The 22,661-nt window shown below is 65.5% G+C and carries 17 protein-coding genes; 9 read left to right on the forward strand and 8 right to left on the reverse strand.

Features of this window, described 5'->3' with window-relative positions; genetic code table 11:
* The first annotated feature begins 76 nt into the window (after nucleotides 1-76).
* The 3 genes from DTA22_RS35915 (at nucleotide 77) to DTA22_RS09280 (ending at nucleotide 5,500) form a co-directional block, all read left to right on the forward strand.
* Complete coding sequence (locus DTA22_RS35915; protein ID WP_146777763.1) at nucleotides 77-2,389, forward strand: hypothetical protein; 2,313 nt, start codon at nucleotides 77-79, stop codon at nucleotides 2,387-2,389.
* Nucleotides 2,390-2,742: 353 nt separating this feature from the next.
* Nucleotides 2,743-4,146, forward strand: a complete 1,404-nt coding sequence (locus tag DTA22_RS09275) for an NAD(P)H-quinone dehydrogenase (protein ID WP_037244922.1) — start codon at nucleotides 2,743-2,745, stop codon at nucleotides 4,144-4,146.
* Between the two features lie 169 nt (nucleotides 4,147-4,315).
* A complete protein-coding gene (locus DTA22_RS09280) occupies nucleotides 4,316-5,500 on the forward strand; it encodes an aminotransferase-like domain-containing protein (protein ID WP_112299268.1) in 1,185 nt (394 codons plus the stop codon).
* Here the strand turns inward: DTA22_RS09280 and glpK are convergent.
* Nucleotides 5,485-6,978, reverse strand: coding sequence for a glycerol kinase GlpK (gene glpK / locus DTA22_RS09285; RefSeq protein WP_112299269.1), 1,494 nt, complete (start codon nucleotides 6,976-6,978; stop codon nucleotides 5,485-5,487). The genes DTA22_RS09280 and glpK overlap by 16 nt on opposite strands.
* A gap of 50 nt (nucleotides 6,979-7,028) precedes the next feature.
* Between glpK and glpD the strand changes: the two genes are divergently transcribed.
* Nucleotides 7,029-8,771, forward strand: coding sequence for a glycerol-3-phosphate dehydrogenase (glpD, locus tag DTA22_RS09290; protein WP_005239930.1), 1,743 nt, complete (start codon nucleotides 7,029-7,031; stop codon nucleotides 8,769-8,771).
* Here glpD and DTA22_RS09295 read toward each other — a convergent pair.
* Together DTA22_RS09295 and DTA22_RS09300 are read right to left on the reverse strand one after the other, a co-directional pair.
* Nucleotides 8,749-9,285 (reverse strand): hypothetical protein, encoded by a 537-nt coding sequence (locus DTA22_RS09295; protein ID WP_037244930.1) that lies wholly within the window; start codon nucleotides 9,283-9,285, stop codon nucleotides 8,749-8,751. The genes glpD and DTA22_RS09295 overlap by 23 nt on opposite strands.
* A gap of 184 nt (nucleotides 9,286-9,469) precedes the next feature.
* The gene (locus DTA22_RS09300) at nucleotides 9,470-10,429 is read right to left on the reverse strand and encodes an oxygenase MpaB family protein (protein ID WP_112299270.1); all 960 of its coding nucleotides are present in this window, start codon (nucleotides 10,427-10,429) and stop codon (nucleotides 9,470-9,472) included.
* 53 nt (nucleotides 10,430-10,482) lie between these two features.
* Here DTA22_RS09300 and DTA22_RS09305 point away from each other — a divergent pair, with 53 nt between their 5' ends.
* Nucleotides 10,483-11,061, forward strand: coding sequence for a TetR/AcrR family transcriptional regulator (locus DTA22_RS09305; protein ID WP_112299271.1), 579 nt, complete (start codon nucleotides 10,483-10,485; stop codon nucleotides 11,059-11,061).
* Between the two features lie 7 nt (nucleotides 11,062-11,068).
* Nucleotides 11,069-11,800, forward strand: coding sequence for a DUF1353 domain-containing protein (locus DTA22_RS09310; protein WP_112299344.1), 732 nt, complete (start codon nucleotides 11,069-11,071; stop codon nucleotides 11,798-11,800).
* Here the strand turns inward: DTA22_RS09310 and DTA22_RS09315 are convergent.
* Both DTA22_RS09315 and DTA22_RS09320 read right to left on the reverse strand, forming a co-directional pair.
* Nucleotides 11,797-12,546, reverse strand: coding sequence for a DNA-formamidopyrimidine glycosylase family protein (locus DTA22_RS09315; RefSeq protein WP_112299272.1), 750 nt, complete (start codon nucleotides 12,544-12,546; stop codon nucleotides 11,797-11,799). The two genes, DTA22_RS09310 and DTA22_RS09315, sit on opposite strands and share 4 nt — an antisense overlap.
* 1 nt (nucleotide 12,547) lies before the next feature.
* Nucleotides 12,548-17,098, reverse strand: coding sequence for an ATP-dependent helicase (locus tag DTA22_RS09320; RefSeq protein WP_112299345.1), 4,551 nt, complete (start codon nucleotides 17,096-17,098; stop codon nucleotides 12,548-12,550).
* A 60-nt stretch (nucleotides 17,099-17,158) separates the two neighbouring features.
* On the opposite strand from DTA22_RS09320, the gene DTA22_RS09325 reads away from it, so the two are divergent.
* On the forward strand, nucleotides 17,159-18,643 hold the full coding sequence (locus DTA22_RS09325; protein ID WP_245973307.1) for an HNH endonuclease signature motif containing protein: 1,485 nt from the start codon (nucleotides 17,159-17,161) through the stop codon (nucleotides 18,641-18,643).
* Between the two features lie 13 nt (nucleotides 18,644-18,656).
* Here the strand turns inward: DTA22_RS09325 and DTA22_RS36035 are convergent, their stop codons facing one another.
* The gene (locus tag DTA22_RS36035) at nucleotides 18,657-18,797 is read right to left on the reverse strand and encodes a hypothetical protein (RefSeq protein ID WP_156046805.1); all 141 of its coding nucleotides are present in this window, start codon (nucleotides 18,795-18,797) and stop codon (nucleotides 18,657-18,659) included.
* Between the two features lie 86 nt (nucleotides 18,798-18,883).
* Here DTA22_RS36035 and DTA22_RS09330 point away from each other — a divergent pair, with 86 nt between their 5' ends.
* Nucleotides 18,884-19,420: a LiaF domain-containing protein gene (locus DTA22_RS09330; protein ID WP_112299273.1), complete on the forward strand. Its 537-nt coding sequence runs from the start codon at nucleotides 18,884-18,886 to the stop codon at nucleotides 19,418-19,420.
* Here the strand turns inward: DTA22_RS09330 and DTA22_RS09335 are convergent.
* Nucleotides 19,417-20,421: an acyl-CoA dehydrogenase family protein gene (locus DTA22_RS09335; RefSeq protein ID WP_112299274.1), complete on the reverse strand. Its 1,005-nt coding sequence runs from the start codon at nucleotides 20,419-20,421 to the stop codon at nucleotides 19,417-19,419. The genes DTA22_RS09330 and DTA22_RS09335 overlap by 4 nt on opposite strands.
* A gap of 30 nt (nucleotides 20,422-20,451) precedes the next feature.
* Nucleotides 20,452-21,969 (reverse strand): L-piperidine-6-carboxylate dehydrogenase, encoded by a 1,518-nt coding sequence (gene amaB, locus DTA22_RS09340; RefSeq protein WP_112299275.1) that lies wholly within the window; start codon nucleotides 21,967-21,969, stop codon nucleotides 20,452-20,454.
* A gap of 211 nt (nucleotides 21,970-22,180) precedes the next feature.
* On the opposite strand from amaB, the gene DTA22_RS09350 reads away from it, so the two are divergent.
* Nucleotides 22,181-22,645 carry an Lrp/AsnC family transcriptional regulator gene (locus tag DTA22_RS09350; protein ID WP_112299277.1) on the forward strand — a complete coding sequence of 155 codons (465 nt, stop codon included), beginning with the start codon at nucleotides 22,181-22,183 and terminating at the stop codon, nucleotides 22,643-22,645.
* The last annotated feature ends 16 nt before the right edge of the window (nucleotides 22,646-22,661 follow it).

Here is a 22,661-nt window from a genome sequence, read left to right on the forward strand (position 1 = left end):
TTGCACCTCACATTCAAATCGATGCAATGGTTGCTGACGAACATGCCGGTAGAAAGATTGAAGAAGCTATGAGTTCATGGTGGGCGGTGAACGGAAGGTGATTGGAGATAAGATCTATAGTGGTGACGTAATCTTTGAAGTAGAAGATACTCGCCTTCCTAACCTTGCCCCGGAGATCGTGGCCGGTGGAGCAATTAAAATGACTGATCTACCTGAAGTGTTTCTTGGTAGTGGTTATACAAAGCAGAACTATACAGACGGATTCAATCGTCCACAAAGTGTCAATCGTGTAACAAGCGGTTGGTCATTGGAGTCTGAATACAATGGTCGTATTGCTTCAGGAACAACTATTAACAAACTTGTAACATACAGACTAGATAGCACAGTGTTTGGTGTACCGGGTACTTTGTACAGTGGTGTTGCTACTGTCGATCTAGGCGCTATGTTGTCTCCCGGATACTACGGAGATAAGTTTCACCTAAACGGTATGCCTCAGTTGAGACTGGTTCTATACGCAACAAATGGCACTGTCTCACAGGACGTTGAACTAGCTTCTGCTGAAGTTCTACCGGCTTACAGCGGTGGCACAGGGGGCTATACATCATGGGATCTAGCATTCGATGGTGGCTATGGTCTGCTTAAGACTGTTGGTCTGAATGCTCACACTGCTATGCCTAGTGGTAAGACTCAGTTCAGACTGACTCTTGAGTATGCATCCAACTGGAATCTACCTATGAAGATTCTTGGTAATCCAGGTGTGACGTATGACTATACCGATTGGGCACACACAACTCCTATTTACATTGAGCCTGCTGCTTCAATCAGTGGCACCGTCTACTCTGTTCCAGAAGCTACTTCTGAATACGTGGTTCCCAATACATCAACAAGCATTGATGCTTACCCAACGTTCCCTATCTATGAGAACTGGGATGTACGTAAGCCTAACTTCAAGTTCTCTGCTCAGTCCCCGCCGATTCTTGCATCAGTGGCCAAGGACAGTACGAACCAGTGTCAGACCTATGGAGCGAGAGCACGTATGTTTGTGCTTCGTACTACAGGTACAACTACCGAACAGGCTGAGATACTGGTAAAGGGACCGAACAACACCACATACACAAGTGGTCTTAAGACTCTGGTGAAGGGTGTACCTCAGTGGATCACTGTGGACGTTCCTGCATCATCATTCTCAGGTTCAAACAACTTGGTGGTTACTGCGAACATTCCTTCCAGTGGCTCTACTCGTGTGAGTGACATTGTTCTTCGTAGTAAGAAGGCTACTGAGGATTACGAATACGGTTATGGCTACCGATACACTGATTTGACTCAGTACGTAACTGAAGCGACCACGTTCAAGTCAGAGTCTCAGACTGGTATTGCAACGATTGTATTACGAAATGATGGTCTTGATACCTCTAGCGCAATTGTGCCGGGGAAGAAGGTAAGAATCAGAACTAATACTCTAGCTAACACATACGATGTTGATTACACCACATACAAAGAACTACCAAAGTCTGTAATCTTCACAGGAACTGTTCTGCATAAGAAGGTTCGCTATGGCTACAAGTCTCGTCCAGAGATCGTAGTAACTGTGGTTGATACCAGTGCTGATCTACAAAAGAACTTTGATTATGTTTTCACTGCTCTATCAGACTATGTGCAGGGACTACCACCACTAGGTATCAACGTTGTCTGCAATGGTGTTGACTACGGTGCAGGTATCTTCAATCCATCCACATTCGATCAGTGGAAGCTAATCGATGAATCAGGTGACGCTACTGTGAAGGATTGTTTGATGATTACTCGCAACTCAACACGTGGCTATGTATGGGTAGATAAGCATGGTCGCGTAGTGCTAGCCAACTCATTGCCTGAGACAGTCACACGAGTGTTCAAGGATACTGGTCTAACAACAGGAGAGTTCAGTTACAGTCAGCCTGATGTTGCTTACGACACTACCGCTACTGTGAACTACATTGATTGGGAAGTATTCGATTGGCAAACCATCATTGATGACAACGGTGTTGCTGATCCACAGGTTGTGAAAGAAGAATTGTCTTCAAGTCGTAGCGAAAGTATTCAGGCATGGGGACAGTCAGGCATCAAGCTACAGGTTTATGCGGGGGCGAACCTAGAAACGATTGCTAACAGTATCTTCAATAAGTACGACACACCTGTTATTGCTGCCACTGGTTTCACATTCCCAGTACGTAATATCACTGAGCTAGGTTATGTCACACAAATGAATATCTATGACATGATCCAGTTCAAGTACAAGACTAAGATCGATGTAAACCGACGCATCCTATCAATTGAACATAAGTTCAGACCAGGAAAGCCATGGGTTACAAAGATTGATTTTGGACTGAAGAGAGACAGTGCTCTTTGGTGAATAAGCTTACCGAAAGGTAAGGAGTGGTTGTACAGACATTCAGCCACTATCTCCCTAGGACGTATATACCGGCTCATACAGACATTTGGGTCGGTATATACGTTTGTATAGGCCGTTAGCTTAGATTACGTATATTGCTTCTTTAAGATAAGCCTGTTAGTCTCAGGATCGTATGAACCCATACATCAGTCAGTATGAGGGATGCATGTTGGACCCGTAGGCGGCATAGATCGACACGGCGGCAAGCCTAAACGGTGGCTAGTAATCTGTTGCATGCAGTGCACGACACGACGCGCTGCGATAGCAGAAAAAGCCGGCCGGAGACCCCGGTCGACAGTTGAATTGGAGGACAGATGACCCGAATCGTGATCATTGGTGGCGGGCCTGCCGGATACGAGGCAGCGCTGGTGGCCGCACAGCACGGCGCCTCCGTCTCCTTGATCGATTCGGACGGGGTGGGCGGCGCCTGCGTTCTGTTCGACTGCGTGCCGTCCAAGACCTTCATCGCCTCCACCGGCGTGCGCACCGACATGCGGCGCGCCACCGACCTGGGCATTGCGCTCGATCCCGAGCAGGCCACGGTCGCACTGCCGCAGATCCACGCCCGTGTGAAGAGCCTCGCGCAGGCGCAGTCCTCCGACATCCGCACCCGCCTGCAGACGGTCGGTGTCGAACTGCTGTCGGGCACCGCCGAGATCGTCGACCCGCGGTTGGGCATGGCGTCCCACCAGGTGTGTGCCACCCTCGAGAACGGCGAGAAGAAGACACTCGACGCGGACGTCGTCCTCATCGCCACCGGTGCGAGTCCCCGGGTGATCCCCGGGGCGGAGCCGGACGGCGAGCGCATCCTGACGTGGCGCGACCTCTACGACCTCGACGAGCTGCCGACGCACCTCGTCGTCGTCGGTTCCGGTGTGACCGGTGCCGAGTTCGTGTCCGCCTACACCGAGATGGGCGTCAAGGTCACGCTGGTGTCCAGCCGCGACCGCGTCCTGCCCGGTGAGGACGCCGACGCCGCCCTCGTCCTCGAGGACGTCCTCGCCGAGCGTGGCGTCACCCTGGTCAAGCACGCAAGGGCCGATGCCGTGAAACGCACGGAGGACGGCATCGTCGTCGTGCTCGCCGACGGCCGGACCGTCGAGGGCAGCCACGCCCTGATGACCGTCGGTTCGGTTCCCAACACCCAGGGTCTCGGGTTGGAGAAGGTCGGCATCGAGCTCGACAAGGGTGGATACCTGCGTGTGGACCGTGTGTCGCGGACGCCGGTGTCGGGGATCTACGCCGCGGGCGACTGCACCGGCCTGCTGCCGCTGGCGTCCGTCGCCGCCATGCAGGGCCGCATCGCGATGTACCACGCGCTCGGTGAGGGCGTGAGCCCCATCAAGCTGAAGACCGTGGCGTCGGCCGTGTTCACCCGCCCCGAGATCGCCACCGTGGGCGTCAGCCAGGCCGCGATCGACGACGGCGAGGTGCCGGCCCGCACCGTCATGCTGCCGCTCAACACCAACCCGCGCGCCAAGATGTCCGGTCTGCGCCGCGGCTTCGTGAAGATCTTCTGCCGTCCGGCCACCGGTGTGGTGATCGGCGGCGTGGTGGTGGCCCCCAACGGGTCGGAGCTGATCCTGCCCATCGCGATCGCGGTGCAGAACAACCTCACCGTCAACGACCTCGCCGCGACGTTCTCGGTGTACCCGTCGTTGACGGGTTCGATCACCGAGGCGGCACGCCAGCTGATGCGGCACGACGACCTGGACTGATCCCGAAGTGTGGGATAAGCATTTCACATAGTGGCTCGTTTGGTGAGATAGTCGAGGCACGGTTCGAAATCATCGCCCCGTGCCTCGGCGCTCTCCCGCCCCGCAGACCCAGGACGGACAGGGTGTTCCTCACCTGATCCCCGCTTTGACGTGCCTCCTGGGAGTCGACATGCCGCAATCACTTGCCCGCCGCATGGATGGTCTGCGCAGCTCCGCCATCCGTGACCTTCTCACCCTCACTGCCCGGCCCGACGTGGTCAGCCTGGCAGGCGGGCTTCCCGATCCCGAATTCATTCCGCGCGAACGGATCCGGAAGGAAGCCGAACTCGCGCTCACTGATCCGGCGTCCGTCCAGTACGGCGAGACCACCGGGTTGCGCCGGCTCCGCGACGTGCTCGCCGCACGTGAGGGCGCCAAGATCGGCCGGCCGCTGGGCGCCGCCGACGTCGTCGTCACCCACGGCTCGCAGCAGGCGCTGAGCCTTCTCGCGCAGGTGCTGCTCGATCCCGGCGACGTCGTGATCGTCGAGGAACCCGCCTACACCGGAGCGCTGCAGGTGTTCCGGGCCGCGGAGGCCGACATCCGGTCCGTCGCCCTCGACGCCGACGGCATGGACACCGCCGCCCTGCAGGGCATGCTCGCGGACGGACTCCGCCCCACCGTGGTCCACACGGTGAGCAACTTCCACAACCCTCGTGGCGTCGTCCTGAAGCCCGGCCGGCGGGAACACCTGGCTGCACTGGCCGACCGCTACGGCTTCTGGGTGATCGAGGACGATCCATACGGCGAACTTTTCTTCGACGGGCCACCGCCCGCGCCCGTCGCGGCGCTGTCGGACCGGGTGATCCGGTTGTCCAGCGCGTCGAAGATCCTGGCGCCGGCGCTGCGGGTCGGGTGGCTGCACGGCGACCGGCGGGTGTGCGAGGCCGTCGAACTGCTCAAGCAGGGCGCGGACCTCTGCGGTTCGTCGCTGACGCACCAGATAACCGCCGGACTGCTGTCGGACGAGCCCTGGCTGGACCTGCACCTGGAGATGCTGCGCGCCCGCTACGGGTCCCGGGCCCGGGCGCTCGCGGACAGCGTCACCTCGACGTTCGGCGACCGCGTCCGCGTGTCGTCGGTGGCGGGCGGGATGTTCTGCTGGACCGAGTTCACGGACGCGGACCTCGACACGGCGGCACTACTGCAGACCGCCGTGGACCACGGTGTCGCCTTCGTCCCCGGATCGGCTTTCGGCGTCGCCGCGGAGCACCGGAGCGCTCTGCGACTGTGCTTCGCGACCTGTCCGGAGGACGTGCTGACGGGCGCGGCGGCGAGACTCGGCGACGCGTACGCCGATCACGCCCAGTCGTAGGTCCGTTCGACCGCCTTGTTCCACTCGGCGTAGAGCCGGGTGGACTCGGCCTCGTCCATCGCGGGTTCCCACGTCTTGTCGACGGCCCAGTTCGCGCGGATGTCGTCCTCGCTCTCCCAGAAGCCGACGGCCAGCCCCGCGGCGTACGCGGCGCCCAGCGCCGTCGTCTCGTTGACGACGGGCCGGATGACGGGCACTGCAAGGATGTCGGACTGGAACTGCATGAGGGTCTCGTTGACGACCATGCCGCCGTCCACCTTGAGGGAGGCGAGTTCGACGCCCGAATCGGCGCGCATCGCCTCGATCACCTCGCGGGTCTGATACGCGGTGGCCTCCAGGGCGGCCCTGGCGAGATGTCCCTTGTTCACGAACCGGGTGAGTCCGACGATGGCCCCGCGCGCGTCGGGCCGCCAGCGCGGTGCGAACAACCCGGAGAACGCGGGCACGAAGTAGGCGCCGCCGTTGTCGTCGACCGACTTGGCCAGATCCTCGATGTCCTTGGCGGACTCGATGATTCCCAGGTTGTCGCGCAGCCACTGCACCAGGGAGCCGGTGACGGCCACGGACCCCTCCAGCGCGTAGACGGCCGGCGCGTCACCGATCTTGTAGCAGACGGTGGTGAGGAGTCCGTGCTTGCTGTGCACGGGAGTGGTTCCCGTGTTGAGCAGCAGGAAGTTCCCCGTTCCGTACGTGTTCTTCGCTTCGCCCTCCGACAGGCAGGCCTGGCCGAACGTGGCGGCCTGCTGGTCGCCGAGGATTCCGGCCACCGGCACGCCGGGCAGTGTCCCGTGCGGTCGTCCGACGCCGTACACCTCCGACGAGCTGCGGATCTCGGGGAGCATCGACATCGGGATACCGAAATCGGCGCAGATTTCCGGATCCCAGTCGAGGGTCTCGAGATTCATCAGCAGAGTGCGGGAGGCGTTGGTGACATCCGTCACGTGGGTGCCCTCCGTGATGTGCCACAGAATCCAGCTGTCGATCGTGCCGAAGCAGAGCTCGCCCGCCTCCGCCTTCTCGCGCGCACCCTCGACGTTGTCGAGGATCCACCGGACCTTCGGCCCCGAGAAATACGTGGACAGCGGCAGGCCGGTGCGCTTCTGGTACCGGCCCGGGCCCTCGTCGCCACCGAGTTCGGTGCACAGTTCGTCGGTGCGCGTGTCCTGCCAGACGATGGCGTTGTACACGGGTTCTCCGGTGTTCCGGTCCCACACGACCGCCGTCTCCCGCTGATTGGTGATGCCGATCGCGGCGATGTCGCGTTTGGTGAGATCGGCCTTCGCGAGCGCGGACGCCACCACTTCGCGGGTGTTGATCCACAGCTGGGCCGGGTCGTGCTCCACCCAGCCTGCCCGCGGAAAGAACTGCTCGTGTTCCTTCTGTGCGACGCTGACCACGGCGCCGTCGTGATCGAAGATCATGCAGCGGCTGGAGGTGGTGCCCTGGTCTATCGCGGCGATGTACTGAATCACACGCATGAAGCTACTAGCCTGGCAGAGAATCCGTCGTCATCTCACAGGAGCCCGAGTTGAGTAGTCAGCCAGGTGTGCAGTTCCTCGGTCCCCGGCAGCGTGATGCCGCATGGGACAAGCTGCAGACCGAACAGTTCGACGTCGTCGTGATCGGCGGTGGTGTGGTCGGAGCCGGTGCGGCCCTCGATGCGGCCACCCGCGGGCTGAAGGTGGCGTTGGTCGAGGCACGCGATTACGCGTCCGGCACGTCGAGTCGCTCGTCGAAGATGTTCCACGGCGGTCTGCGCTATCTCGAGCAGCTCGAGTTCGGATTGGTGCGGGAGGCGCTCCGGGAGCGTGAGCTGTCGCTGACCACCCTGGCGCCGCACCTGGTGAAGCCGCTCAAGTTCCTGTTCCCGATCACCCACCGGGTGTGGGAGCGCCCCTACATGGCGGCCGGCATCTTCCTCTACGACCGCATGGGCGGCGCCAAATCGGTTCCGGCGCAGAAGCATCTGACGCGCGCGGGTGCGCTCCGGATGGCGCCGGGGCTCAAACGCAACTCGCTGACCGGCGGCATCCAGTACTACGACACCGTGGTCGACGACGCCCGCCACACCATGACCGTCGCCCGCACCGCCGCCCACTACGGGGCGGTCGTGCGTACGTCCACCCAGGTGGTCGGGTTCCTCCGGGAGGCAGACCGGGTCTCCGGAGTGCGCGTCCGGGACTGCGAGGACGGGCGCACCGCCGACGTGAAGGCGCACGTCGTCATCAACGCCACGGGGGTGTGGACCGACGAGATCCAGGCGCTGTCGCGGCAACGCGGCCGGTTCCGCGTCCGCGCGTCCAAGGGCGTCCACATCGTGGTGCCTCGCGACCGGATCGTGAGCGACGCCGCGATCATCCTGCGCACCGAGAAGTCGGTGCTGTTCGTGATCCCGTGGGGCAGCCACTGGATCATCGGCACCACGGATACCGACTGGAATCTCGACCTCGCGCACCCGGCGGCAACCAAGGCCGACATCGACTACATCCTCGGTCATGTCAACAAGGTGCTGGTGACGTCGCTGACCCACGACGACATCGACGGCGTCTACGCCGGTCTGCGCCCGCTGCTCGCGGGGGAGAGCGACGAGACGTCGAAACTCTCGCGGGAACACGCCGTCGCGCGCGTGGCGCCGGGTCTCGTCGCCATCGCCGGCGGCAAGTACACCACCTATCGGGTGATGGCCGAGGACGCCGTGGATCTCGCCGCCGACGACATTCCCGCGCGGATGGCGCCGTCCATCACGGAGAAGGTTCCGCTCGTCGGTGCCGACGGCTATTTCGCGCTGGTCAATCAGACGGTTCACCTCGGCCAGATGTACGGGTTGCACCCGTACCGCGTGAAGCACCTGCTGGACCGGTACGGTTCGCTGATCGACGAGGTGCTCGACCAGGCGAGCGGGAAACCGGAACTTCTCCAGCCCATCACGGACGCACCCGCCTACCTGCAGGTCGAGGTCGTGTACGCGGCGGCGGCCGAGGGCGCCCTGCATCTCGACGACATCCTCGCCCGGCGCACGCGCATCGCCATCGAGTACTCGCATCGGGGTGTGAACTGCGCCGAGCAGGTGGCGCAACTGGTGGCCCCCGTCCTCGGCTGGGATGCCGACGCCGTCGACCGCGAGGTGAAGACGTATCAGGCGCGGGTGGAGGCGGAGGTCCAGTCGCAGGCCCAGCCGGACGACCTGTCGGCCGACGCGTTGCGGGCGGCGGCGCCCGAGTCGCGGGTCGAACTGCTCGAACCACCGGTCAGTGTGTCAGAAATACCTTGATGACCACGATGATCGTCGCGATCACGGCGAGGCCGAACGCCGCCCAGTGGGTGCCGGAGGTGACTCTCTCGCGGCGGAGACGGCTGATCACGTAACTGATCGACGCGATCCGGGTGATCATCACCAACTCGGCGATCAACTGCGCGGTCCTCGGCTCCAGCCAGCCGATCAGCGCGGTGCACAGGATGACGCTGGGGACTACGGCCGACGTGAGGATGGGGAGGCCGTCGCGGAGTTCCCCGCTGCGTTCGGCTCGCGTGAGCGTGCGGTCGAGACGCAGTGTCTGCCCGACGGACTCGGCGAATATGTGCGCGAGGAATGTGGACAGCGCCGCTCCGACGACGATCGCGATGCCGACGGTTTCCTGTGCCTTGGTGACGGGGATGAGCGCGGCGAGGACGAGGATGTTGCCGTAGATGTAGGCGCTGATGCGCCGGGCGACGCGCTCGGTGTCGATCGAGGCGTCGGTCAGCTGCGCGGGGCGGTTGAAGAGCTTCGGAAGGTCCCACTCCATGGCCCCGAGCATTCCACGCGCACGGGGTCAGCGGGTGTGGACGAGCGATTTCGGGGCGTGTGCGGCGACGACCCCGGAGAGCGCCATGACGACGAGGGCTGTGACAGCGATGAATTCCATGTGATTCAGCGTCGTCCCGGAACCCGTGAGCAGTGTGGGCGTTGTCTGTGAGCTCCCTGGGAACTCAGACTTTCGGGCTGTAGTGCTGGGGGTCGTCCCGCCGGCCGAGCGGCGGAAGATTGCGTCGGGGCGTGTGGACGAGCGGTGCGTGCGCGGGGGCGCGTCCGGTCTCGCGGTCCCAGCCTGCGCGGGCGCGCGGGTGGTAGCGGTATCGCCAGGGGACCAGACGGAAGACGGCGCCGATTGCGCGGCCGACGAGGGTGTGCAGGCGCTCGTCGCGTGTGGTCCAGCGGTAACCGAGGAGGTCGCGGACCGGTTGGTCGTACATGCCGACCGTCAGCCACACGAAGCCCTTCGCCACCGGGATCCGGAGAACCGCCCAGATCGGGTCGGGCAGCCAGGTCAGGAACGGGGGAACACCGAGACCGGACAGGTCGAGGACGTCCCGGGTGGCCTTGTTGTCCTCGAGGACGTTGCGGCACATGTGATCCCAGTACTCCTGGAATGCCTCCCAGGTTTCCGGGACGGGGCGCATGCTCATTCCGTACAGGCGGTACCACCGGATGTGCTCGGTGAACAGCCGGCGCTTCTGATCTTCGGTGAGGCCACCCATGAAGTGGTCGCCCGTGAGGATGGTCCCCATGAAGAACGTGGCGTGCGCCCAGTAGAACGTGTCGGGGTCGAGGGCATGATACCTGCGGCCGTGTTTGTCGATTCCCTTGATGTTGTCGTGATACCCCCGCACCTGCTCCGCGGTCTGCTGGGCGCGGTCGCCGTCGAAGACGACGCCGCCGATCGGGTACAGCGACCGGTAGAGGCGCTCCCACCGCTCGTCGAAGAAGCGGGAGTGTTCCTCGACGCCCGCGCCGAGTCCGGGATGCATGTTCTGCATCGATCCGGCCCAGACACCCTGCAGCATTCCGCGCCAGTCGCCGAAATACTTCCAGGTCAACGAGTCGGGGCCGAGGGGGACGGGGGCGGAGGCCGGGACGGGCGTACCGTCCGCGTTCAAGTGACTACGCACGTTGTCAGACTAGGATCTGACAACACGCGTAGTCAAGGATTGGGGTGAGAAGAGTGACGCTGGAGGACCGGCGGGAAGCGCGGCGGAATTCGCTGCTGCGTGCGGGAGTCGCGCTGCTCGGAGCCCCGGACGGGCCTGCGGTGAACGTGCGCGCGGTCTGCCGCGCCGCGGCGCTTACCGAACGGTACTTCTACGAGTCGTTCCGGGACCGGGACGAGTTCGTGCGCTCGGTCTACACCACCGTGGGCAACCAGGCGCAGGGCGCCCTCGTGGAGGCGGTGGCATCCACCGAGACCGCGCGGCAGCGCGCCGAAGCCGCCGTGGGCGCGTTCGTGAAACTGATGGTCGACGATCCCGCCATGGGCCGGGTGCTGCTCCTCGCGCCGCTGTCCGAACCCGCGCTGAGCAGGCGCGGCATCGACCTGATGCCCGGCTTCGTGGCACTCGTGCACGACCAGCTGTCCGCCGTCGACGACGAGGTGGAGAAACAACTCGTCGCAGTCGGTGTGGTGGGCGCTCTCACGACACTGTTCATCGGATATCTCGACGGAACCGTTGCCGCGTCGCGCGAGCAATTCGTCGCTCATTGCGTCACTCTGGTGGTGGAGGCAAACAAGGCCGGCCACGAGTGAGGTGCGCATGCCGTTCCAGGTATCCGTGGACGATCCGACTCGCCCGCAACCCGAACTTCGGGTACTCGACCGCAAGTTCTTCCAACTCGTCGGCGAGTTCGTCTACGTCCACGGCGACACGGTGGTGACGGTGCCCGGCTGCGCCCCCATGCCCTGCCTTCTCCGCACGGATCTGGCATCGATCCCCGCACCGCTGCAAGGCCTGCTCACCCCGTACGGCCGGCAGCTGCTTCCCGCGATCATGCACGACGACCTGTGCAAACGTGCGAGCGCGCAGGGACCGGAGGGAAACACGCTGCGACGGCACGCGGACGAACTGTTCCGGCTCGCCCTGCTCGACGAGGGCGTCGGACCGTTCCGCAGCCGCATCTTCTGGGTCGGCGTCGAGGTCGGCCGGTTCTGGACGTTCACCGACGTCGTCCGGTTCCTGCTCATCGCGCACCAGGTGCTCGGCATGCTGTGCTGGGTGGTGGGAGTGCCGTGGGCATTGGCGACCTCGCACTTCGGCCTGGCCGCGCTCCTTCTCGTGCTTCCGGTCGTGCTGTCGCTGGTGTGGCGCAGAGACTTTCCCGTCGCTCTGCTCGGGTGCCTTCTCCTGCCCGTCATCGCGCCGACGTATCTGCTGACGATCACTACGGCCGCGGTGCTGTGGGTGCCGGACGGTGCCGCGTGGTTGCTCGGCCGCCGACGGACTCGCCGACCGCCGCCGCTCGGGCCGCCGACCACGGTTCTCCGCTAACCCACGATCGGTGGTTGACAGTACGTGCAGAAGAAGATCTGCTGCTGACCGAGGTCGTGGCCTTCGATCACCGTCCCGCAACGGCGGCAACGCTTTCCGGCACGCCCGTACACCCACGGCCGATGGCGGACGGAGTTGTTCTTGTCGATGTGAATCATGCGATGCGCGAGCGTGACCAGCGCGGGCAGGTCGGCCACGTCGCTCGACGGAGTGTAGGGGTGGACGCCGCGGAGGAAGCAGACTTCGTTGCGATAGACGTTGCCGAGACCGGCCAGGTTGCGCTGATCGACCAGGGCGAGACCGATGGGCTGGTCGCCGGCCTCCCGCAGGTTGCGGATCGCCGTGTCGGCGTCCCAGTCCGGTCCCAGCAGGTCGGGGCCGAGGTGGCCGACCGCGGACTCTTCGTCGTCACGCCCCAGGACCTCCGTGATGCCGAGCGAGAATCCGACCGCCACCCTGTCTTCGGTGGCGAGCACGATCCGGGCCTGGTGAGTGGGGCGGCGCCACTTCGTGTCCGGCGCGTAGATGTGCCACGCGCCCTCCATCTTCAGATGCGTGTGGATCGAGTAGTCACCGACCCGGATGAGGAGGTGCTTTCCACGGCTGACCACCTCGTCGACGAGTTGGCCGGACAGGTCGACGGTGGCGTACCGCGGGACCCGCACGTCGCAGCGGGTCAGCACCTTGCCCTCGAGGGCGTCGCGAAGCGAGTTGGCGGTGCGCCAGACGGTGTCGCCTTCGGGCATCTCAGGCTCGCAACCGGAATCCGCGAGGGGTGGGCGAGAAACCGGCCTCGGTCAGGACCGGCGCGAAGTCGCTGCCGTGGATGGTGTCGCCATCGACTTTCTCGACCACGATCTTGTCGATCCCGCCGCGCTTGACCACACCGGCGAGCGTGACCGCCGCGGTGCGGAGCACGCCGGGGTCGTCGGTGAAGGTGAGGATCGTGCGCCCGCCGCGTTCGACGAACAGGATCAGTTCACCCTCCACGAGCACCACCAGGCCTCCGGCCTTGCGTCCCGGCCGGTGCGCGGGCGCGTCGTCGCCGCGTTTCGGCCAGGGCAGAGCCGCCCCGTACGGGTTGGCGGGATCGCTGGCGGCGAGAGTCACGGCGGGAAGAGTGGTGTGCCTGCCCTCGAGCGAGTCGGCGTAGCTCCGGAGTCGGTCCACCACGGGCGGAGTGGAGAATTGCGCACCGCCGAGCGACTCGACGAAATGTCCTCGCCGACAGCGGCCGTTGTCCTCGAACGTGCCCAGCACCTTGTACATCAGAGCGAATCCGCCGGGAACGTTCTCGGTCATCACGGACCCACGCGTCACCACCCCGTACCGCTCCAGGAGGAGTTCGGCCGTCGCGCTGGCACGCAGCGTGGCATCGGATTCGGCGGCGGGAAGGATCGACCACCTTCCCCCGACCGTGGGCGGTGCGGTGCGCACGGGAACCGTGAGGCTGCGGTACGCGCGGGCGCGCGGCGGTCGTCGCGGCGACCGGTGGCTCGTGGTGGTCCGGGACGTGTCCGACAGCAGGGCGCGGACCGGGGCGAGCGTGTCGTTGCCGATGTGGCCCAACCACACCAGATCCCACAACGCGGTGGCCAGCGCGGTGTCGTCGGACATCTCGAGGGTGTCCGCGAGTTGCCGGAAGAAGTACGCGCCGCCACCCGACAGCGTGTCGAGCACCCGGCGCTGCACCTCCGACAGGTCCGATTCCGCGGGCGTGGTCAGCGTGAGCGGTGCGGTATCGGCGGGGTGGAGGCACACCCACCCGTCCTTCCCCGAGATGCTGCCCGCGCCCGACCACAGGACCTCGCCGGTGGAGGTGAGTTCGTCGAGCATGGCGGGGGAGTAGTCGGCCACGCGGGACGGCAGGATCAGTGACTCGAGTGCGGAGGCGGGAACCGGGACACCGGCGAGTTGTTCCACCACCGTTGCGACGCCGTCGATGCCGCGCAGCGTGCCCCCGACGTGCTGCCAGCCCGGGAGGAAGCGCCCGAGCGTCGCGGTGCTGACCGGTTCGACCTCCTGACGCGCCGCGGCCAGCGAGCGCCTGCGGAGACGGCGCAGGACCTCGGCGTCGCACCATTCGCTTCCCGTCGCGCCGGGGCGGAACTCGCCCTCGACCACCCGCTTGCCCTGTGCGAGTCGCTGCAGGACGTCGCGGGCAACCGCGGAACCGAGGCCGAATCGGGCGGCGGCGTCGGTGATCGTGAACGGACCGTGGGTACGGGCATACCGGCTGATCAGGTCGGCGAGGGGATCGTCGACGGGTTCGATGAACGCGGCGGGAACACCGATGGGTAGCGGCACCCCGAGCCCGTCGCGCAGGCGTGCCGCATCCTCGATGACCGTCCACCATTCGTGACCGGCGAACGACACGGCGAGCGCCCGTTTCGCGCGGACCAGTTCGTCGAGCCAGGGGAGGGGATCGCTGATCGACCGTGCGGTGATCTCGTCCGTCGTGAGCGGCCCCAGGAGACGCAGCAGGTCGGCGACGCCTTCGAGATCCTTCGCCTTGCGGTCGGGCAGCAGGCGCTGGAGTTCGAGTTCGGCGTGGGCGATGACGTCGGCGTCGAGCAGTTCGCGCAGTTCCACCCTGCCGAGCAGTTCCGCCAGCAGCGTCGAGTCCAGGGACAGTGCCGCTGCCCGGCGTTCGGCGAGTGGGCTGTCGCCCTCGTACATGAACTCGCCGACGTAGTTGAACAGCAGGGCGCCGGCGAACGGTGACGGCGACTGCGTCTCGACCTCGACGATGCGGATCTGGCGACGTGCGAGTCGGCGGAGCAGGTCCTTCAGGGCCGGTAGGTCGTACACGTCCTGCAGGCACTCGCGGACGGTCTCGAGCAGGATCGGAAACGTCGGATACCGGCGGGCCACGTCGAGCAGCTGGGCGGACCGCTGCCGCTGCTGCCAGAGCGGTGCACGCTTTCCCGGCGTGCGGCGCGGCAGCAGCAACGCCCGCGCCGCGCACTCACGGAACCGGGACGCGAACAACGCGGAACCGCCGACCTGTTCGGTGACGATGTCCTCGATCTCGTCGGTGTCGAAGACGAACAGGTCGGCGCCGGGCGGGGTGTCCTCGGTGTCGGGAAGACGCACGATGATGCCGTCGTCGGACGCCGTCGCGTTCGAGTCGAGGCCGTACCGCTCGCTCAGCCGCGCACTCACGGCCAGCGCCCACGGAGCGTGAACGCGCTGACCGTACGGCGAGTGCAGGATCAGTCGCCAGTCGCCGAGCTCGTCACGGAACCGTTCGACCACCAGGGTGCGGTCGGTGGGCACCTGCCCGGTGGCGGTCTTCTGCTCGGCGACCAGCTGAACGAGATTGTTCGTCGCGTTCTCGTCGAGACCGCCGGTCCGGCAGCGTTCCTGGACCTCGGTCTCGTGCCCGAGTGAGATCTCCCGCAGGAACTGCCCCAGCGCTTCGCCCAGTTCCGCCGGCCGGCCCAGACCGTCACCGTGCCAGAACGGCAACCGCCCCGGCTGCCCGTAAGCGGGGCTGACCAGAACCCGGTCGAACGTGATCTCCTCGATCCGCCAACTGGTGGCCCCGAGCGCGAAGACGTCGCCGACCCGCGACTCGTACACCATCTCCTCGTCGAGTTCGCCGACGCGGGACGCCTTCTCACCGACCATGTACACCGTGAACAGACCGCGGTCGGGGATGGCTCCGCCCGAAGTGACGGCAAGCCGCTGCGCGCCGGGACGTCCCGTGAGCGTGTTGGCTTCGCGGTCCCAGACGAGGCGGGGCCTGAGCTCGGCGAACTCGTCGGACGGGTAGAGACCGGCGAGAAGGTCGAGGGTGGACTCGTACGCCGAGCGGGGCAGCGTCGCGAAGGAACCGCTGCGCCGGACCGTCTCGAACCAGTCGTCCACGTCGAGCGGCTCGAGGGCGGTGGCCGCCACCGTGTGCTGGGCGAGGATGTCGAGGGGATTGGCGGGGACGGCGAGCGCCTCGATCTTGCCGGTGACCATGCGCTCGACGGTGACGGCACAGTGCACGAGATCGGTGCGGTGCTTCGGGAAAACGACACCCCGCGAGATCTCCCCGACCTGGTGTCCGGCGCGGCCGACCCGCTGCAGACCGTTCGCCACCGATGGGGGTGCCTCCACCTGGATCACCAGATCGACCGCGCCCATGTCGATTCCGAGTTCGAGGCTGCTCGTCGCGACAACGCACCGCAGTCGCCCCGACTTCAAGTCGTCCTCGATCAGGGCCCGCTGGTCCTTGCTGACCGACCCGTGGTGGGCGCGCGCGAGCAGGGGGTCCGCGCCGAAATTGACCTCGGACGGTGTGCCGATCTGCGAGGCCGGTTTCGGGTTCTTGTCGACGGCAGTTCCGGCGCGTTCTGCGTAGATCTCGTTGAGTCTCGCCGTCAGGCGCTCGGCGAGGCGCCGAGAGTTCGCGAACACGATGGACGACCGGTGCGCAAGGACGAGGTCGACGATCTGTTCCTCGACGTGCGGCCAGATCGACCCCGCCTGCGGGGTCGCCGACGCCGAACCCTCGGCGGGTTCGGCGAGGCCGAGTTCGGTCATGTCCTCGACCGGCACCTGCACGGTGAGGTCGAACGTCTTCGGCGACGGCGGCGCGACGATCCGGATGGGCGCCGAACCGGACAGGAACCGGCCCACCTCCTCGTGCGGCCGCACCGTCGCCGACAGCCCGATGCGCTGGGCCGGGGTGGCGAGAAGCTGGTCGAGGCGCTCGAGCGACAGGGCCAGGTGGGCGCCGCGCTTCGTGCCTGCCACCGCGTGCACCTCGTCGACGATGACGGTGTCGACCTGGGTCAGCGTCTCGCGTGCGGCGGACGTGAGCATGAGGAACAGCGACTCCGGGGTGGTGATGAGGATGTCGGGCGGATTCTTGATCAGGGCGCGCCGGTCGCCTGCCGGTGTGTCGCCGGAGCGGACGCCCACCGAGATCTCCGGCGGCGTGAGCCCGAGCCGCTTGGCCGTCTGCGTGATCCCGACGAGCGGGGCGCGCAGGTTGCGTTCGACGTCGACACCCAGGGCCTTGAGCGGGGAAATGTAGAGGACCTTGGTCTTGCGGTCCTTCCCGTCGGTGGCGGCGAGTTGGTCGAGGGACCACAGGAACGCGGACAGCGTCTTGCCAGACCCGGTCGGGGCCACGACGAGAGTGTGCGCGCGGCTGGCGATCGACTCCCACGCACCGAGCTGCGCGGCCGTCGGCGCCGGGAAGGCGCCGTCGAACCACTCACGGGTGGCAGCGGAGAACCTGCCCAGGACGTCGGTCACCGTTCCATAGTGCACCTGAGGTACGACAGGTAGCGGAAACATACCGGGCGGTCGACAATCCCGTTCGGCGAACGTGTCGGTGGGGCGCAGTATGGTTCGCACATGAGTTCGACCGGGGGGTTGGCGGCAGGTCAGGTGATGGAACACCTCACTGCGTTGGACGCTGCCGTGTCAGGCCTGCTCGACGCAGACCTCAGTGGTGTGTCGGATTCTGATGTGGTGCTGATCATGCAGCAGCTCGAGAAGTCCCTCCGCCGCGCCGGTTCGGTCTCGCTGCGACTGATCGTCGAGAGTGTCGAACGCTCGTTGCCCGCGACGCTCGGCTACAACTCACCGAACAAGCTCCTGATCGAGGTGCTCCGCGTCTCGGCGGCGGACGCCTCTGCTCGGGTAGCGTCGGCCCGCGACCTCGGTCTGTTTCATACAACTTCGGGCGAGCAGATGGAGGCAGCGCTGCCGGAAACCGCCGCCGCGCAACGGGATGGCGACATCGGCGCCGACCATGCGCGCGCCGTCCGGAAGATCATGCGAAAGATCCCGCATGCGGTCGACAATGCCGATGTCGCATTGGCGGAGTCGATTCTGGCGCAGTGTGCGCGAGGCGGTACGCCCGAAGATGTCGAGAGTGCCGGCCACCGCCTCCTTGCTCTTCTCAATCCCGACGGAAACCTGGGTGACGACCGTGATCGTTCCCGACGGCGTGGTGTTTCGTTGGGCCGTCAAGATTCCGAACTGATGTCCAAGATCTCCGGTGAACTCGACCCCACTGCGCGTGCTCTGCTCGACCCGATCCTCGCGAAATGGGCTCGCCCCGGCATGAACAACCCGGACGACCCGGAGTCACCCTGCGGCGACGCCGAGAATCCGTCGATCGACCGTGAAGCACTGGTAGCGGCGGCAGCGCGCGACAACCGCACCGCTGCGCAGCGAAACCACGACGCCCTCAGTGCGATGTTCCGGGTCATGCTCGAATCCGGGATCCTAGGTCAGCATCGAGGTCTGCCCGTCACGGCGATCATCACGATGACCCTCGACCAACTCGAGAAGGCAGCCGGCGGTGTGGCCACCACGGCGACCGGCGGACTCCTTCCGGTCGATGACGCGCTGAAACTCGCCGAACGCGCGCACCCGGTGCTCGTCCTGTTCGACCACGACGGCCGGCCCCTGCATCTGGGCCGGCGCCGGCGAGTGGCGAGCGCGGATCAACGCCTCGCTCTCATCGCTGCCGAAGGCGGATGCACTCGACCGGGTTGCGCGACCCCGGCCAGCATGTGCGCGGTGCACCACGTGCAGGAGTGGCGCAAGGGCGGACACACCGACATCGACTCACTGACGCTCGCGTGCGATGCCTGCCACGCCCAGGTCCACGACGGGCCTGCAGGCTGGGCGACCAGCAGCGCGCCACCAGGTGACACGTACGCGGGACGCACCGAATGGATTCCGCCACCGCACATAGACCCGGACAGAAGACCGCGAATCAATCACCGACACCACGCCGGTGAGCTGATCGGTCGCGCTTGCCGGAAAGCCCGCGACCGGGCACGAGCCGAGGACAGAGTGCCCCTAGCCGAGGACGGAGTGCCCTAGTCGGGGGTTGGTCTCACACTGTCGTGAGATCCGCGGCCGCCGGAACGAACGACGGCGACGGCAACTCGACGGTGGCGGGTTCGTGCTCGGAGACCACCACATAGGCGCCCACAGCGAGTAGCGCCAGAGCAACTGCGCGGAAAATCCTGAACACGTTGTCTCGCTTCGGTCGAAGGGGCGGTGCGTCACGGGTGGAGCTGTCAGACAGTAGACGAGGGCACCGACAGCTACGGTGGAGCCATGACTGCTGCAGGGGACAGCCACGAACTCGACCGACTCCGCGAGGCTGCACAAGCCCGCCTCGAGAAGGGGGTGGGGGACGGAAAGCTGACATTGGAGGAGTATTCGGAGCAAGCCGCGATCGCCTGGTCACGCGACGTCGACGTCGAGCGTCTTCGGCGGCTGGTGCCCGTCGAGGCACCGACGGCACCGGTGTCGCGACCTCAGTCCACCATCGTCGGAATCTTCGGCGACACCAAGCGGTCCGGCCGCTGGTCGCTCGCCGTGAAGACGTTGGCCCTGCTCGTGTTCGGGGACGTGAAGCTCGACCTCCGGTCGGCCGTGATCGGCGCCCGCACGTCGACGATCACGCTCGTCACACTGTTCGGTGACAGCACGATCACCGTTCCGGAGGGCGTGCACGTCGAGGTGGGTGGTTTCGACCTCTTCGGCGATCGCGAACTCGATGCCGGTGCACACGATCCCGGGCCCGGGGCGCCGACGATCCGCATCGTGTCGTACTCGCTGTTCGGTGACCTGAGGGTCCGCACCCGCTAGTCGCGGCCGAGGCGCTCCAGCAACGCCGACTTGATCGCCGGACGTCCGGCTGCGACGAGTGTAAAGGTGGCTTCACGCATCAGTCGTTCCGCGGTGTTCCCGGCGAGCAGTGACGAACTGCCCTTCGCCGTGACGAGGGCAGTGGCGGTGCGGATGGCGAGTTCCGAAGCGCGGGCCCGTGCTTCGGCGATCTCCGCCCGGCCTTCGAGCGCGGCGTTGAGGTCGAGGCGAGCCCGGGCGGCCTGCTCCTCGAACGGGTCGGCGTCGACGCCGAGAGCCTCCAGTTCGCTGATCGCCCGGCGGGTGATCCCCATCGCCATGCACCCGTTGATCCACGACCCGAACAGCTGGCTCTTCGCGAAATCCTCGGAGGAGACGACGGCGCTCACCAGATCCCGTGGCACGGCGAGCCCGTCGAATTTCAACCGGACCGTGTTGGACCCGCGCGCGGCGATCAGCGGGAGTTCCTCGGCGGTGAGTCCCCGAAGCGGTTGCGCGGGAATGATGACATGCACGATGGTGTCGTCGAACTCGTCGCGCGCCGACACCTGGAGCAGATCGACGATGCCCCAGCCGGTGACGAACGGTGACACCCCGTCGAGTACATAGCCGTCGTCGACGCTGCGTGCCCACAGTGTGGGCGGGACGGGTATCGCTCCGGCCAGTGCGACACCGGCCCGCACGGTCCCGTCGATGAGCCCGTCGAGGTAGCGATCCTGCAGGGCCGTGTTCGGGGAACCGGCGAGACCGGCGACGACGCCGTGGTGCTGCATCCACGTGAAGGCCGTCGCGAGGCAGCCGCCGCACAACGTCTCCATCACGTCGACCAGCACCGACGGCGTCGCACCCTCTTCGCCCGGTGCCGCCAGTCCGTAGAAGCCGTCGGCGGCGAGAGTCTCGAAGTGACTGTCGGGAATCTCGCCGTCGGCATCGACGCTGTCGGCCACCGGGAACAACACGTTCTCGGCAATCTCACGCGCCATCTCGGTCCAGTTGCTCACGCCCCGAGAGTAGCCGGTCGCCGCCGCCGATCAGGTGAACTCCACCCCCTGCGCGAGCGGGAGTCGATCGGAGTAGTTGACAGTGTTCGTCGCGCGCCGCATGTAGGCCTTCCATGCGTCGGACCCGGATTCGCGTCCGCCACCCGTCTCCTTCTCGCCGCCGAATGCGCCGCCGATCTCCGCCCCCGACGTGCCGATGTTGACGTTCGCGATGCCGCAGTCGGAACCGTCTGCCGCGAGGAACCTCTCGGCCTCACGCTGATCGGTGGTGAAGATCGACGACGAGAGGCCTTGGGGCACTTCGTTGTGCAACGCGATCGCCTGGTCGTAGTCGTCGTAGGTGAGGACATAGAGGATCGGTGCGAACGTCTCCTCCTCGACCACCGACGTCTGCGCGGGCATCCGGACGAGGGCGGGCGAGACGTAGTAGGCGGAGTCGCTGCCCCCACTGCGTTCGCCGCCGCAGACGACGGTCCCGCCGTCGGCGCGGGCCTTGTCCAACGCGGTCTGCATGGCCTCGAACGCGGATCGGTTCACCAACGGGCCGACGAGGACGCCGTCGTCGAACGGATTTCCGACCTTCAGCTGGCCGTACGCCGAAGAGATGCGCTGCACCAGTTCGTCGGCGACGGACGAGTGCACGATGAGCCGCCGCAGGGACGTGCAGCGCTGGCCTGCGGTGCCCGCGGCGGAGAAGACGATTCCCCGCACGGCCAGATCGAGATCGGCGGACGGGGCCACCACCGCTGCATTGTTGCCGCCCAGTTCGAGCAGGCATCTGCCGAAGCGCGCGGCGACGCGCGGACCCACGGCGCGACCCATCCGCACAGATCCGGTGGCGCTGACCAGCGCCACGCGTGCGTCGTCGACGAGACGCTCACCGACATCCCCCGCACCCTGGACCAGGGCGTGGATCCCGGCGGGTGCGCCGACGTCGCGGGCAGCGCGTGCCAGCAGTGCATCACAGGCGATGGCCGTGAGCGGAGTCCGGTCCGACGGCTTCCACACCACCGTGTCGCCGCAGACCAGCGCGACGGCGGTGTTCCACGACCACACGGCCACGGGGAAGTTGAAGGCCGAGATCACCCCGACAACTCCCAGCGGGTGCCACGTCTCCATCAGCCGGTGTCCCGGACGTTCCGACGCCATCGTCCTGCCGTACAACTGGCGTGACAGACCGACCGCGAACTCGCAGATGTCGATCATCTCCTGCACTTCGCCCTGCGCCTCGGACGGAATCTTGCCCGCCTCGAGGGTGACCAGTTCCGCCAGATCCGTCTTGTGTTCCGTCAGAAGCTGACCCAGGCGACGCACCACGGCGCCGCGCTGGGGGGCGGGGACGGAACGCCACTCGAGAAAGGCGTCGTGCGCCGCGGTGATCGCCCGGTCCACGTCGTCCGCGCTACTCGCGGTCACCGTGCGCAGTTCGGTCCCGGTGATCGGTGTGCGTGCGACGAGCGGTCCACCGGCGTCGGTGATCTCGGCACCACACCTGATCAGTGCTTCCTCGGCGCGGCGGCACAACTCCTCGGGGGCGGGAAGGTTCACGATGCTGTCCTCTCTCGGGTTCGATCCTGCTGCTGTCGGTAGAGCGTGAACGGGTCGTGCACGGGCCGGCCGAGTGTCTCGGCGAGGCGCGGTCGGTGGGTGAAGTACGCCGGCGCCCTCGTCTCGCGTTCGGCTTCCGCGCTCGGGCAACGCGGGCGGGGAGCTCTGACGTTTCGACCATGAGGCACCTCCGCTGGGCTAGCCTGCGCTGGTGGTGGATTCTTTTCGTAGCGACGCACCCCATACTCCTCTCGACGACATCGATCGGGTACTGATGCAGGAGTTGGTGGCCGACGGCCGGGCGACTCTGGCGACACTCGCCGAGAAGGCGGGGCTGTCGATCTCCGCTGTGCAGTCCAGGGTGCGCAGGCTCGAGGCCCGCAAAGTGATCCGCGGGTACACCGCGAAGATCGATCCGGATGCGCTCGGGCACGGTCTGTCCGCATTCGTCGCGATCACCCCTCTCGATCCGTCGCAGCCCGACGATGCGCCCGCCCGGTTGCGGAACCTCCCCGCGATCGAAGCGTGTCACTCGGTCGCGGGGGAGGAGAGCTACGTGCTGGTGGTGCGCGTCGCCTCCCCACGGGAGCTGGAACACCTGCTGCAGGAGATCCGTGCCACCGCCAACGTACACACGCGCAGCACCATCATCTTGCAAACATTTTACGACAGGTGAGCTCTGTTCCGGATAT

The sequence above is a fragment of the Rhodococcus wratislaviensis genome (genome assembly GCF_900455735.1).
Taxonomy (GTDB): domain Bacteria; phylum Actinomycetota; class Actinomycetes; order Mycobacteriales; family Mycobacteriaceae; genus Rhodococcus_F; species Rhodococcus_F wratislaviensis.